This is a genomic window from Pseudomonas sp. GW821-FHT09C10, assembly GCF_059418085.1.
This window is the reverse complement of sequence record NZ_JBWKPE010000012.1, coordinates 58,942-72,561: the sequence shown is the minus strand read 5'-3', so window position 1 is coordinate 72,561 and position 13,620 is coordinate 58,942. Positions and strand designations below refer to the sequence as shown.

Below are 13,620 nucleotides of genomic sequence, written 5' to 3'. Positions count from 1 at the left end.
GGCGCCTACCCACTTTTCGAGCCTTTTCATGCGTATCAAAGTGCACTGCCAGAACCGCATCGGCATCCTGCGGGACATCCTCAACCTGTTGGTGGAGTACGGCGTCAACGTCGCCAAGGGTGAGGTGGGCGGCGAGCATGGCAACGCCATTTACCTGTTCTGTCCGAACCTGGTGAACATGCAATTCCAGGCGCTGCGCCCGCAGTTCGAGGCGATTGCCGGGGTGTTTGGCGTCAAAAGGGTAGGGCTGATGCCCAGTGAGCGTCGGCATATGGAACTCAATGCGCTGCTCGGTGCGCTTGAGTTTCCGGTGTTGTCCATCGACATGGGCGGCTCCATCGTCGCCGCCAACCGTGCGGCCGCGCAGTTGCTCGGGGTGCGGGTGGACGAGGTGCCGGGCATTCCGCTGTCGCGCTACGCCGAGGATTTCGACTTGCCGGAACTGGTACGCGCGAGTAAATCGCGGATCAATGGTCTGCGGGTCAAGGTCAAGGGTGACGTGTTCCTGGCGGATATCGCGCCGCTGCAATCCTCCGAACATGACGACAGCGAAGCCATGGCCGGTGCGGTGCTGACCCTGCACCGTGCCGACCGCGTGGGCGAGCGTATCTACAATGTGCGCAAACAGGAGCTGCGCGGTTTCGACAGTATTTTCCAAAGCTCCAAGGTCATGGCCGCCGTGGTGCGTGAAGCCCGGCGCATGGCGCCGTTGGATGCGCCTCTATTAATAGAAGGCGAAACCGGCACCGGCAAAGAGTTGTTGGCGCGCGCGTGCCACCTGGCCAGCCCGCGCGGGCAATCGCCGTTGATGGCGCTTAACTGCGCCGGGTTGCCCGAGTCGATGGCCGAGACCGAATTGTTCGGCTACGGCCCCGGCGCGTTTGAAGGCGCGCGGGCCGAGGGCAAGCTCGGGCTGCTGGAGCTGACGGCCGGCGGTACGTTGTTTCTCGATGGCGTCGGGGAAATGAGCGCGCGCTTGCAGGTGAAATTGCTGCGCTTCCTGCAGGACGGCTGTTTTCGGCGCGTGGGCAGTGACGAAGAGGTGTACCTGGATGTACGGGTGATCTGCGCCACCCAGGTGGACCTGTCCGAACTCTGCGCCCGTGGCGAATTCCGCCAGGACCTCTATCACCGCCTCAACGTGCTGTCCTTGCATATCCCGCCCCTGCGCGAATGCCTCGACGGCCTTGCGCCCCTGGTCGAGCACTTTCTCGACCAGGCCAGCCGGCAGATCGGCTGCCCGTTGCCCAAGCTGGCGCCTGCCGCCATGGACAAGCTCAGCCACTACCACTGGCCAGGGAATGTGCGGCAGTTGGAAAACGTGCTGTTCCAGGCGGTGTCGCTGTGTGACGGCGGGACGGTCAAGGTCGAACACATCCGCCTGCCGGACTACGGCGTGCGCCAACCCCTTGGCGACTTTTCCCTGGAGGGCGGTTTGGAGGCAATCGTCGGACGCTTCGAGAAGGCGGTGCTGGAGAGCCTGTATGCCGAGCATCCCAGCAGCCGGCAGTTGGGGAAACGCCTGGCGGTGTCGCACACCACCATTGCCAATAAGTTGCGCGATTACGAAATCCTCAAGGCGGACAAATAACCAACTGCCCCTCCCGCATTGGTTCTCTGTCACCCGTAAAACGGGTACTTGCCGTAAGCGGCATAAGTCCGCCGTTTTTTCGACTCGCACCCGGTCGTCATTTATGGGGGGCCGCCTCCAAACCCCCGGCCCGCCTGGACTTTCCGTTCTTTTTAAAAGTTGGTTCGCAAATTGCTTAAGCCTCATCAGTACAGCGGTGGGCGGCAAGCCTGCGTCAGAAAGAGGAAAGAGCGTGGACAAGTACCTTTATGTGGCAATGACCGGCGCCAGCCAGAATGCACTGGCGCAGAAGGCCCATGCCAACAACTTGGCGAACATTTCCACCAACGGTTTTCAACGTGACCTGGAACAGGCGCGTTCGATGCCGGTGTTCGGTGACAGCTTTCCGGCGCGTGCGTTTGCCATGACCGAACGTCCCGCGACCGACTTCAGCCCCGGCGCCATGATCGAGACCGGTCGCGACCTGGATGTGGCGGTGAACGGCAATGGCTGGATGGCGGTGCAAACCCCCGATGGCGGTGAAGCCTACGTGCGCAGTGCCAGCATGAACGTCGATGCGCTGGGTGTGCTGCGCGCCGGCAACGGCATGCCGATCATGGGCAACGGTGGCCCGATCGCCGTACCGCCGCAGCAGAAAGTCGAAGTGGGCGCCGACGGCACCATCAGCATCCGCGCCATGGGCGAAGGCCCGCGGGTGATGGCTGAAGTGGACCGTATCAAGCTGGTCCAGCCCGATCTCAAGAATATGAATAAAGGCCTGGATGGCACCATCCATACCAAGGATGGCCAGCCGGCCGTGGCCGATGCGAACGTTACGCTGACCTCGGGTTTCCTGCAGGCGAGCAACGTCAACGCGGTTGAAGAGATGACCGCGGTCCTGGCGCTTTCCAAGCAGTTCGAGTTGCACGTCAAGATGATGAACAGCGCCAAGGAAGACGACCAGGCCATGACCCGCGTGATGTCGATGAGCTGATAGCCACGTTATTGACCGACTACCAATTTTTGCAGCGCAGCGCCAACAAACAGGCGCACGAAGGAGAACAGCATGCTTCCGGCTCTATGGGTTGCCAAAACAGGCCTGTCCGCCCAGGACACCAACCTGACCACCATTTCCAACAACTTGGCCAACGTGTCGACCACGGGTTTCAAACGTGACCGCGCCGAGTTCCAGGACTTGCTCTATCAGATCAAGCGCCAGCCAGGCGCCCAGTCGACCCAGGACAGCGAATTGCCGTCGGGTCTGCAACTGGGTACCGGTGTGAAGATCGTCGGCACCCAGAAGAACTTCAACGCCGGTAACCTGCAACAAACCGGGCAGCCGCTGGACATGGCCATCAACGGCAAAGGGTTCTTCCAGATCCTGCAGCCGGATGGGACCACTTCCTACACCCGTGACGGTACCTTCCACCTGGACTCCAATGGCCAGATCGTGACAGCCAACGGTTTTGCCCTGGAACCGGCTATCGTCGTGCCGAACAACGCCCAGACCTTCACCGTCGGCAACGACGGCACCGTATCGATCACCGTGGCCGGTAACCCGGCGTCGCAAGTGATCGGCAACCTGCAAACCGCCGACTTCATCAACCCGGCCGGCCTGCAGGCGATGGGTAATAACCTGTTCCTGGAAACCGCTTCCAGCGGCGCGCCGCAAATCGGCACCCCAGGCCTGAACGGTTTCGGCACCACGCTGCAAAGCACCCTGGAAACCTCCAACGTCAGCACCGTGGAGGAGATGGTCAACATGATCACCACTCAACGGGCCTACGAGATGAACTCCAAGGTGATTTCCACCGCCGACCAGATGCTTTCGTTCGTAACGCAGAATCTGTAATCAAGTCTATGGGGCGCTCCTGAGAGCGCCTGCAACACCGTGAGGTAAGGGTCATGAATCGCTATGTTTCCGTTCTGGCATTGAGTGGGATTGCCGTGCTCGCGGGCTGTGTCGCCCCGACGCCAAAACCCAATGATCCGTACTACGCGCCGGTGTTGCCGCGCACGCCGTTGCCGGCGGCGGCCAACAATGGCTCGATTTACCAGGCCGGTTTCGAACAGAACCTGTACAGCGACCGCAAGGCGTTCCGCGTGGGTGACATCATCACCATCACCCTGAACGAGAGAACGACGGCCAGCAAAAACGCCAACTCCCAGGTGGACAAGACCAGCACCAACAGCATTGGGCTGAGCTCGTTGTTTGGTGCCGTACCGAATACCAACAACCCGCTGGGCAGCGGCGACTTGAGCCTCAACGCAGGGTACAGCGGCAACCGTGCCACCAACGGCAAGAGCGCCGCAGGGCAGGGCAATAGCCTCACCGGCTCGATCACCGTGACTGTCGCGGATGTGTTGCCCAACGGCATCATCGCCGTACGCGGTGAAAAGTGGATGACCCTCAATACCGGTGATGAGTTGGTGCGTATTGCCGGGATGGTGCGGGCCGATGACATTGCGACTGACAACACTGTGCCCTCGACGCGCATTGCCGATGCACGCATTACCTACTCGGGTACGGGTTCGTTCGCTGATGCGAGTCAGCCGGGCTGGTTCGACCGTTTCTTCCTTAGCCCGCTGTTCCCTTTCTAGGTGGCCACTTTGAAACTCAAACAGCTGATGGCGGCGGCACTCCTGCTGAGTCTGAGCGCAGTCGCCCAGGCCGAACGCCTGAAAGACATCGCCAGCATCTCTGGCGTGCGTTCCAACCAGTTGATCGGCTACGGCCTGGTGGTGGGGCTCAATGGCACGGGCGACCAGACCACCCAGACCCCGTTCACCCTGCAGACCTTCAACAACATGCTCTCGCAGTTCGGCATCAAGGTGCCGGCGGGTTCGGGCAACGTGCAGTTGAAGAACGTCGCGGCGGTGTCGATCAGTGCCGACTTGCCGGCGTTTTCCAAGCCGGGCCAGGTGGTCGACATCACCGTGTCGTCCATCGGTAACTCCAAAAGCCTGCGTGGCGGCACCCTGCTGATGACGCCGCTGAAAGGGATCGACGGCAACGTCTACGCCATCGCCCAGGGCAACCTGGTGGTGGGCGGGTTTGACGCCGAAGGTCGCGACGGTTCGAAGATTACCGTCAACGTGCCGTCGGCCGGGCGTATCCCGGGTGGCGCTACGGTTGAACGTACGGTGCCGAGCGGTTTCAATCAGGGCAACAGCCTGACCTTGAACCTCAACCGTTCGGACTTCACCACCGCCAAGCGCGTAGTCGACAAGATCAACGACATGCTCGGCCCTGGCGTGGCCCAGGCTATCGACGGCGGCTCGATCCGCGTCACCGCGCCGCTGGACCCCAGCCAGCGTGTGGACTACCTGTCGATCCTGGAAAACCTCGAAGTCGATCCGGGCCAAGCGGTGGCCAAGGTCATCATCAATTCGCGTACCGGTACCATCGTGATCGGCCAGAACGTCAAGGTCTCGCCGGCGGCAGTGACCCACGGCAGCCTGACCGTGACCATCACCGAAGACCCGATCGTCAGCCAGCCTGGGCCGTTGTCCAATGGCCAGACGGCGGTGGTCCCACGTTCGCGGGTCAACGCCCAGCAAGAAGCCAAGCCGATGTTCAAGTTCGGCCCCGGCACCACCCTGGATGAGATTGTGCGTGCGGTGAACCAGGTGGGCGCAGCGCCAGGCGACTTGATGGCGATCCTCGAAGCGTTGAAGCAGGCCGGCGCGTTGCAAGCCGACCTGATCGTGATTTAAGGCCATGGCCATGGACATGCGTAACAGCGGCCTGACCAGCACGGCGGACTCGGGTTCGTATTCCGACCTGAATCGCCTGAACCAACTGAAGGTCGGCGACAAGAACAGCGAAGGCAACATGCGCAAGGTGGCGCAGGAATTCGAGTCGCTGTTCTTGAGCGAGATGCTCAAGTCCATGCGCTCGGCCACCGAGGCCCTGGGCAAGGACAACCCGATGAACACTCCGGCCGCCAAGCAGTATCAGGAAATGTACGACCAGCAACTGGCGGTTTCCATGTCCCGCGAAGGCGGCGGCATCGGCCTGGCCGATGTGCTGATGCGCCAGATGCAGAAGAACAAGCCGGTGGACGCCCAGGCGGCCACCTTGCAGGGCCCGGCGGCGGCCGAGGCGGTCAAGAAAGTCGATGTGCCGACGCAAATTGCCGCCGGAACCCAGGCCGAGGGCCCGCTGGGGCGTTCCAATGGCCAGCGTCCACTGTGGGCCTATCGCGTGGCGGAGCCCCAGGCGGGCGCCGCAGCGGCCCACAGCAACGACATCGCACTGATGAACCAGCGCCGTATCGCCTTGCCGAGCAAGCTGACCGATCGCCTGCTCGCCGGTATCGTGCCGAGCACCGACACCACCACCGTTGCCCAGGCGGCGCCGCTGCGTAACAGCGCGGCCGCCGACAATGTGGTCAACAGCACCGCGCGCACGTTTGCCGTGCCGAGCGGGCGCATGCAGGTCTACGGCCGCGCCGTGGCCCAGCCGCCATTGGCACCGGTGAAGAAGGCGTTCAGCTCCCAGGATGAGTTTGTCGCGACCATGTTGCCGATGGCCAAGGCGGCCGCCGCGCGTATCGGTGTCGATCCGAAGTACCTGGTGGCCCAGGCCGCCCTGGAAACCGGTTGGGGCAAGTCGGTGATGCGCGCCGAAGATGGCAGCAGCAGCCATAACCTGTTCGGCATCAAGGCCGGCCAGAGCTGGCAGGGCGGCCAGGCCCGTGCGATCACCAGCGAGTTTCGTGATGGGGCGATGGTCAAGGAAACGGCGCAGTTCCGTTCCTACGCCTCCTATCAGGACAGCTTCCATGATCTCGTGACATTGCTGCAAAGCAATGATCGCTATAAAGAAGTTGTGAAATCGGCCGATAACCCCGAACAGTTTGTACGCGAGTTGCAAAAAGCCGGGTACGCCACGGACCCGGCCTACGCCAGCAAGATTTCGCAGATCGCAAAAACCATGAACAGTTACCAGAATTACGCTGCCGCGGGCGCGACCACTCATTTATAAGGTCTGAACCATGAGTTTGCTCAATATCGGGATGTCGGGGCTTAACGCCGCTCAAGGATCGTTGTCGGTCTTGAGTAACAACATCGCCAACGCCAATACCGCGGGCTATTCGCGTCAGCAGACCACCCAGAGCGCAAATGCGTCGAACCAGTATGGCGGCGTGTTCATCGGCAGCGGTACCACCCTGGCCGACGTGCGTCGGGTGTACAACGAATACCTGGACACCGCCTACCAGAACAGCACCTCGCTCAACAGCGATGCCAAGGCTTACCTGGATCAGGTCAGTGCCGTCGACAAGACCTTGTCGGACAAGACCACTGGCATGTCGGCGGTACTCAGTTCGTTCTTCGCTGCTGTGCAGACCGCCTCGGCGAACCCCAACGATACCTCGGCCCGCCAGATCCTGCTCACGAACGCCCAGACGCTGAGCAACCGGTTCAACTCCATTTCCAGCCAGTTGAGCCAGCAGAAAGAGACCATTAACAGCCAGTTGTCCTCGATGAGCGATCAGGTCAACCAACTGACTTCGTCGATTGCCTCTCTCAACAAGCAGATCGCCCAGGTGCAGGGTTCGTCGAACACCACCCCGGCCAACCTGCTGGACTCGCGCGCCGAAGCCGTACGCTCGCTCAATGAGCTGATCGGTGTGACCGCCACTGAGAAGAACGGTGTGTTCAGCGTCAGCACCGGTAGCGGCCAATCCCTGGTGCTGGGTGATAAGTCCAATACCATTTCCGCCGTACCGAGCAAGAGCGACACCAGCCAGTACACGATCCAGCTCAATGCGGCCGGCGGTACGACGATGGACCTGGGTAACGTGATCAGCGGCGGCAGCATCGGCGGCCTGTTGCGCTATCGCAGCGACGCGTTGATTCCTGCGATCAATGATCTGGGGCGCATCGCGATTGCCACCGCCGATACGGTCAACAGCCAGTTGGGCCAGGGCCTGGACCTCAATGGCGAGTTCGGCGCCTCGATGTTCACCGACATCAACAACGCAGCCTCGGTTGCCCTGCGTAGCCTGGCTGCCCAAGGCAACCTGGGCGACGGCGCCCTGGGCGTGACGATCAAGGACACCACTCAGCTGACCAACTTCGATTACAAGGTCAGCTTCAACGACGGTACCGACCTCAACAAGGTCACGGTACTGCGTTCCGACGGCAAGGCCATGGGTACCTATGACCTCAGTGCCACGCCGCCTCCGGTCATCGATGGGTTCACCCTGGCGGTCAAGAGCGGTGCGGTGCAGGCCGGTGACAGCTTCAAGGTCAGCCCCACCGCCAACGGCGCCAAGGAAATCGGCACGGTCCTCAGCGACCCCAGCAAGATTGCCTTTGCCGCGCCGTTGCAGGGCGAGGCCAGCAAGACCAACCAGGGCACCGGCACCTTCACGCCGCCGACGCTCACCGTGCCCCTGGACATACAGGGTGGTGCCGATACGGCACAACTGCGTACCGGCATCGAATACTCGATGCCGGTGAAGATGGTTTTCGGTAAACCGGCGGCCGATGGCACCCAGCCTTATACGCTGAGTAACGCCCAGGGCGATCCCATCGGTTCCGGCACCATCATTCCGGGACAGGCCAATAAGATCAGCATCAGCGTGCCGATGCGTGATGCCAGCGGTGCCTTGGTGTCGCCAGCCAAGAGCTTCAGTTTCGACACCACGGTGGGCGGTTCGCCGGCCAACGGCGACGGCACCTCGTTCTCGTTCAATGCCACTGGCAAGTCCGACAATCGCAACGCCCAGGCACTGCTCGACCTGCAGACCAAGGCAACCGTGGGCCTGGCGGCCGATGGCAGCGGCGGCACCAGCCTGGTGGGTGCCAACAGCAAGCTGGTCTCCACCGTCGGCGCCAAGGCCGCTTCGGCCGGCACTGACAACACCGCCACCGGTGCGCTGCTGACCGCCAACAAGAACGCGCGCAACTCCGTATCCCAGGTGAACCTGGATGAAGAGGCGGGCGACATGATCAAGTTCCAGCAGTACTACACGGCGTCGTCGCAGATCATCAAGGCTGCGCAAGAAACCTTCAGCACGCTGATCAATAGTCTTTAAGGGAGTCTGGGACGATGCGCATTTCTACACAGCAGTATTACGACACCAGTGCCGTCAAGTATCAGAACAACTATTCCAGCGTTGTGAAGGCCCAGGAACAGGCGAGCTCCGGCGTGCGTGTACAGACCGCTTCGGATGATCCGGTTGCCGCCCAGCGCCTGCTCATGCTGCAACAGCAAAAAGACATGCTGGCCCAGTACAGCGGCAATATCACTAGCATTCAAAATACCCTGACGAACGAAGAAAGCGTGCTGGAGGCGATCAATACCACCATCCAGGCCGGCAGCCAGTTGGCGCTGCGCGCGGGTGGCGTGACCAGTGATGCTGACCGCAAGTCCATCTCGGTCGAGGTGGGCGCGCTGGAAAACCAGTTGCTGGGTTTGCTCAACAGCAAGGATGCGGCGGGCAACTATCTGTTCTCCGGTTCCAAGACCGACACGCCGCCGTACTCGCGCAACAATGATGGTACTTATAGCTATCAAGGCGACGAAAACGAGCTGAGCCTGCAGGTTTCCGAGACGCTGAAGGTGCGCACCAGCGATACGGGCAAGACCATCCTGGAAGGCGCGGTCAACACCAGCCGCACCCAAGCCACCTACACGACGCCTGCAACGGTGGATGACCACAAGGTCGCGATCTCGGCAGGCCTGGTAACGTCGGGCATCGATTACACCAAGCAGTTTGCCGACGGCCAGCCCTATAAGGTGACCTTTACCAGTAGCACGCAGTACGTTGTGACCGACAAGGACAACAACGACATTACTTCGCAGCTTCCAGGTAATGGTACGTTCGACTCCACCAAGGAAGGCAGCGCCAGTATCAATGTACGCGGGGTCAAATTCGATATCACCGCGGACCTCACCGGCGTGGCCACCGGGCCGGATGCCGATGCGTTGGTTGCAGGGCGTGAGTTCACCCTGGCCGCCAAGCCGGACGCGTTCAATGTCTCTCGCACCGCAAGCAACACTTCGGCGGCGCAACTGACCAATGCCCGCGTCAGCAGTGCAGCCGACTACTCCAGTACGTTTCCCAACAGCGGCGTACTGATCAAGTTCGACGATGTCGACCCGACTGCTTATAAGGTGTATGCCCAGCCGTATACCCCCGACAGCAAGCCGATTGTCGATAATGGCGTGATCGTCAGCGGTACGCCGCCAGCCAAGGACACGATCACCGCTGCGGGTGTCACCTTCGAGTTGAGCGGTACGCCGAACACCGGCGATCAGTTTTCGGTCGGCAACACCACCCAGAAAACTCAGAATGCCCTCGACACCCTGAGCCAGCTGCGCCAGGCCCTGGAACAGCCGGCGGATGGTATTCCCGGTGCGCGGGTCAAGCTTCAGGATGCCCTGAACGCCGCGGTCAGTAACCTGACCAACTCGGCCGACCAGGTGGACAACGTGCGTGGCTCCATCGGTGCGCGACAGAATGCACTCACGGTGCAGTCCAGTGAAAACACCAGTGTCGGTCTGGCCAACAAGACCACGATGAGTGACCTGGCCAACATTGACATGGGCGAGGCAGCGATCAACCTGACCCTGCAGCAAACCATGCTGGAAGCCTCGCAGCTGGCTTTCGTGAAAGTCTCGCAGTTGAGCCTGTTCAACAAGATGTAAGTGGCGTCAAGTCAAGCGGCCCGCTCTGGAAACAGGGCGGGCCGCTGCCGTTTCTGGGACTTAATTGTTTGAAGGTTTTGCACAAAGCACACACAATTGAGTGACCTGTGAGTCATAAAGCGCATCTTCACTGTATCGTGTGAAAAGGATAAGTCGTCACAGGGTCCTTGCGGGGCGGCTTTCAGCGAGATTTTTATGGGGTTATCCCCTTTATTGTCAGCACTCCAGGCCACGTCTGGGGTGTTCTCCAGCTATTTAGTATTGGGAAGCCACAATGATTGGCATAAAAAGCATCGCCAGTTACGTGCCGGCAGACGGGATCGATAACTACGCCCAGGGTGCCAAGTTCGCCAAGGATGAAGAATTCATCATCGGCAAGATCGGTTCGGCGTTCCTGCCGCGCAAGGAAGCCGCGCAGGAAACCTCCGACCTGTGTGTCGAGGCGGTCAACGCTTTGTTTGCCAACAACCCGGATTTGAAGCGCGAGTCCATCGATGCCCTGATCGTCGTCACCCAGAACGGCGATGAAGAGGGTTTGCCCCACACGGCTGCGATCGTCCAGGACAAACTCGGCCTGCCCACCCACGTGGCGGCGTTTGATATTTCCCTGGGCTGCTCCGGCTACGTCTACGGCATCTACGCGATGAAGGGCTTCATGGAAGCCACCGGCCTGAAAAACGGCCTGTTGGTCACCGCCGACCCGTATTCGAAGATCGTCGACCCGGAAGACCGCAACACCACCATGCTGTTCGGCGATGCCGCCACCGCCACCTGGATGGGCGAAGACGCGCCGTGGTTGCTGGGCAAGTCCAAGTTCGGCACCGACGGTTCCGGCGCACCGCATCTCAAGGTCAGCGATGGCGTGTTCTTCATGAACGGTCGCCAGGTGTTCAACTTCGCCTTGCTCAAGGTGCCCGCGCATTTGCACGAGCTGCTCGACGAGTCGGACCTTGCGGCCGATGACATCGATGCGTTCTGCATTCACCAGGGCAGTGCGGCGATTGTCGACGCCGTGGCCCGTCGTTTCGAAGACGCGCCGGTGGAGAAGTTCATCAAGGACATGGTCGAGACCGGCAACACCGTGTCGTCGAGCATTCCGTTGCTGCTGGAAAAGCATGTGATGGACGCCACCTGGAAGCGCGTGGCAATCAGCGGTTTTGGCGTGGGCCTGTCGTGGGGATCGGCGATTCTCTATCGTCCGTGACGCTTCGATAGACTGCTTTCTGCGTAAAAGCAAACGCCGATGCTCGAAAGAGCATCGGCGTTTTTTATTTGGCGCCAGAAAACCCAATGAAATATGGGTTTTTGGCCGTCGTAAGCCCTTGAATTACAAGGGGTGGCACGGCGCCATTAAAAAAATCAAAAAAAATCCTCAAGCAACCGGCTACCACGACGATAACTATTACGTAGGTTCTCAGGCCACACCCGGCGGTTGCCAGGGCCGGAAGCCGCAGTATCCATCCAACGAGGATTTCGTCATGGCTTTAACAGTAAACACCAACATTGCTTCGATCACTACTCAGGGCAACCTGAACAAAGCCGGCGGCGCCCTGGCCACCTCCATGCAGCGCCTGTCTTCCGGCCTGCGTATCAACAGCGCTAAAGACGACGCAGCCGGCCTGCAGATCGCTAACCGCCTGACCAGCCAAATCAACGGCCTGGGCCAAGCAGTAAAAAACGTGAACGACGGTATCTCCATCGCTCAGACCGCTGAAGGCGCGATGCAGGCTTCGACCGACATCCTGCAAAAAATGCGTACCCTGGCTCTGTCTTCCGCGACTGGCTCCCTCAGCGCTGACGACCGTAAGTCGAACAACGACGAATACCAGGCCCTGACTTCGGAACTGACCCGTATCTCGCAAACCACTACTTTCGGTGGCCAGAAGCTGCTGGACGGTTCGTACGGTACCAAAGCTATCCAGGTTGGCGCTAACGCTAACGAAACCATCAACCTGAGCCTGGAAAACGTTGCAGCCAACAACATTGGTTCGCAGCAGATCAAAACCAAGGCCATCGTGCCTAGCGCAACTGGCCTGGCTGGCGGCGACATCACTGTTACCGGCAACGGTCAGACCAAAACCGTAACTTACGCTGCAGGCGCTTCGGCTAAAGACATCGCTGCGGGCCTGAACGGTTCGATCGGTGGCCTGACCGCTACCGCCAGCACTGAAGTCAAACTGGAAGTAGGCGCTGCCACTCCGTCGAACTTCAAACTGGCTGTAGGTAGCGGTAATGCTGTTGATTTCGTCGGCGTGAAGGACCTGGCCGGCCTGGCTGACCAGCTGAAATCGAACGCTGCCAAACTGGGCATCAGCGTTAACTACGACGAATCCAACAAAACCCTGTCGGTTAAGTCGGATTCCGGCGAAAACCTGTCGTTCTCTGGTGCTGATGCCAACGCCCAGACCAACATCCTGGTTGGCGCTAAAGACGGCGCTGGCGCATTCGCCACCCCGGCTGCTCTGGGTGCTGCTGCAATCGTTGTGACCGGTCAGGTTTCCCTGGATTCGGCTAAAGGCTACTCCCTGAGCGACGCTGGTACTGGTGTATCGGACTTGTTCTCGGCTGCTACCGTTTCGTCGACCAAGACCACTATCTCTAACACCGACGTGACCGACGCTACCAATGCTCAAAACGCGCTGGCTGTTATCGACAAGGCCATCGGCACCATTGACGGCGTTCGTTCGGGCCTGGGTGCTACTCAGAACCGTCTGACTACCACTGCAGACAACCTGCAGAACATTCAGAAGAACTCCACCGCTGCACGTTCCACCGTTCAGGACGTCGACTTCGCTTCCGAAACCGCCGAACTGACCAAGCAACAAACCCTGCAATCGGCCTCCACCGCGATCCTGTCGCAGGCTAACCAGCTGCCATCCGCTGTACTGAAGCTGCTTCAGTAATTCCAGCGCTTGGTAACTAACGGAAGGGCGCGTCTACGTGCCCTTCCGTTTTTTCGGTTTAGAGGAGATTGGACATGGACATGAGTGTAAAGCTGAACCAGTCTTATCCGCCGGTTGCACCTAAAAGCGCGCCTGCACCGATAGCAGCAACTGACAAAAGCGCCACCAAAGTCCAGGAAACACCGGCCACAGGCAAAGAGCCTGAGCGTGCCGACCTGGAAAAAGCAGTCACTGATATTCGCGAATTCGTACAAGCGGCCCAGCGCAAACTGGACTTTTCCATTGATGACTCCACCCACCGTGTGGTGGTCAAGGTCATCGCCACCGACAGTGGTGAAGTGATTCGCCAGATCCCGTCGGAAACGGCATTGAAGCTGGCACAGAACCTTTCCAGCGCAAGCAACCTGTTGTTTGACGACAAAGTCTGAGCTGGCATGAAACTTGTTGCTGTCGTGGCTTGAGGCGTAATAAGTCAAGATAAC

General features: G+C 60.1%; 11 protein-coding genes. All 11 read left to right on the top strand.

The features are described 5' to 3' along the window. The first annotated feature begins 28 nt into the window (after window positions 1-28). Window positions 29-1,591 carry a sigma-54-dependent transcriptional regulator gene (locus AC07OT_RS21855; RefSeq protein WP_495109019.1) on the top strand — a complete coding sequence of 521 codons (1,563 nt, stop codon included), beginning with the start codon at window positions 29-31 and terminating at the stop codon, window positions 1,589-1,591. Between the two features lie 232 nt (window positions 1,592-1,823). Next, window positions 1,824-2,564: a flagellar basal body rod protein FlgF gene (locus tag AC07OT_RS21850; protein WP_495109018.1), complete on the top strand. Its 741-nt coding sequence runs from the start codon at window positions 1,824-1,826 to the stop codon at window positions 2,562-2,564. A gap of 72 nt (window positions 2,565-2,636) precedes the next feature. Continuing rightward, window positions 2,637-3,422: a flagellar basal-body rod protein FlgG gene (flgG, locus tag AC07OT_RS21845; protein WP_027603835.1), complete on the top strand. Its 786-nt coding sequence runs from the start codon at window positions 2,637-2,639 to the stop codon at window positions 3,420-3,422. 53 nt (window positions 3,423-3,475) lie between these two features. Then, window positions 3,476-4,171 (top strand): flagellar basal body L-ring protein FlgH, encoded by a 696-nt coding sequence (gene flgH / locus AC07OT_RS21840; protein ID WP_027603836.1) that lies wholly within the window; start codon window positions 3,476-3,478, stop codon window positions 4,169-4,171. Window positions 4,172-4,198: 27 nt separating this feature from the next. Then, window positions 4,199-5,287, top strand: a complete 1,089-nt coding sequence (locus AC07OT_RS21835; protein WP_033901075.1) for a flagellar basal body P-ring protein FlgI — start codon at window positions 4,199-4,201, stop codon at window positions 5,285-5,287. A gap of 4 nt (window positions 5,288-5,291) precedes the next feature. After that, window positions 5,292-6,560 (top strand): flagellar assembly peptidoglycan hydrolase FlgJ, encoded by a 1,269-nt coding sequence (gene flgJ, locus AC07OT_RS21830; protein ID WP_027603838.1) that lies wholly within the window; start codon window positions 5,292-5,294, stop codon window positions 6,558-6,560. Between the two features lie 10 nt (window positions 6,561-6,570). After that, window positions 6,571-8,619: a flagellar hook-associated protein FlgK gene (flgK, locus tag AC07OT_RS21825; protein WP_141155703.1), complete on the top strand. Its 2,049-nt coding sequence runs from the start codon at window positions 6,571-6,573 to the stop codon at window positions 8,617-8,619. Window positions 8,620-8,633: 14 nt separating this feature from the next. Beyond that, the gene (locus AC07OT_RS21820) at window positions 8,634-10,235 is read left to right on the top strand and encodes a flagellar hook-associated protein 3 (protein ID WP_027603840.1); all 1,602 of its coding nucleotides are present in this window, start codon (window positions 8,634-8,636) and stop codon (window positions 10,233-10,235) included. Window positions 10,236-10,509: 274 nt separating this feature from the next. Beyond that, a complete protein-coding gene (locus AC07OT_RS21815) occupies window positions 10,510-11,439 on the top strand; it encodes a ketoacyl-ACP synthase III (protein WP_065924951.1) in 930 nt (309 codons plus the stop codon). Between the two features lie 274 nt (window positions 11,440-11,713). Then, window positions 11,714-13,138 carry a flagellin N-terminal helical domain-containing protein gene (locus tag AC07OT_RS21810; protein WP_027603842.1) on the top strand — a complete coding sequence of 475 codons (1,425 nt, stop codon included), beginning with the start codon at window positions 11,714-11,716 and terminating at the stop codon, window positions 13,136-13,138. Window positions 13,139-13,212: 74 nt separating this feature from the next. After that, a complete protein-coding gene (locus AC07OT_RS21805) occupies window positions 13,213-13,566 on the top strand; it encodes a flagellar protein FlaG (RefSeq protein ID WP_495109017.1) in 354 nt (117 codons plus the stop codon). The last annotated feature ends 54 nt before the right edge of the window (window positions 13,567-13,620 follow it).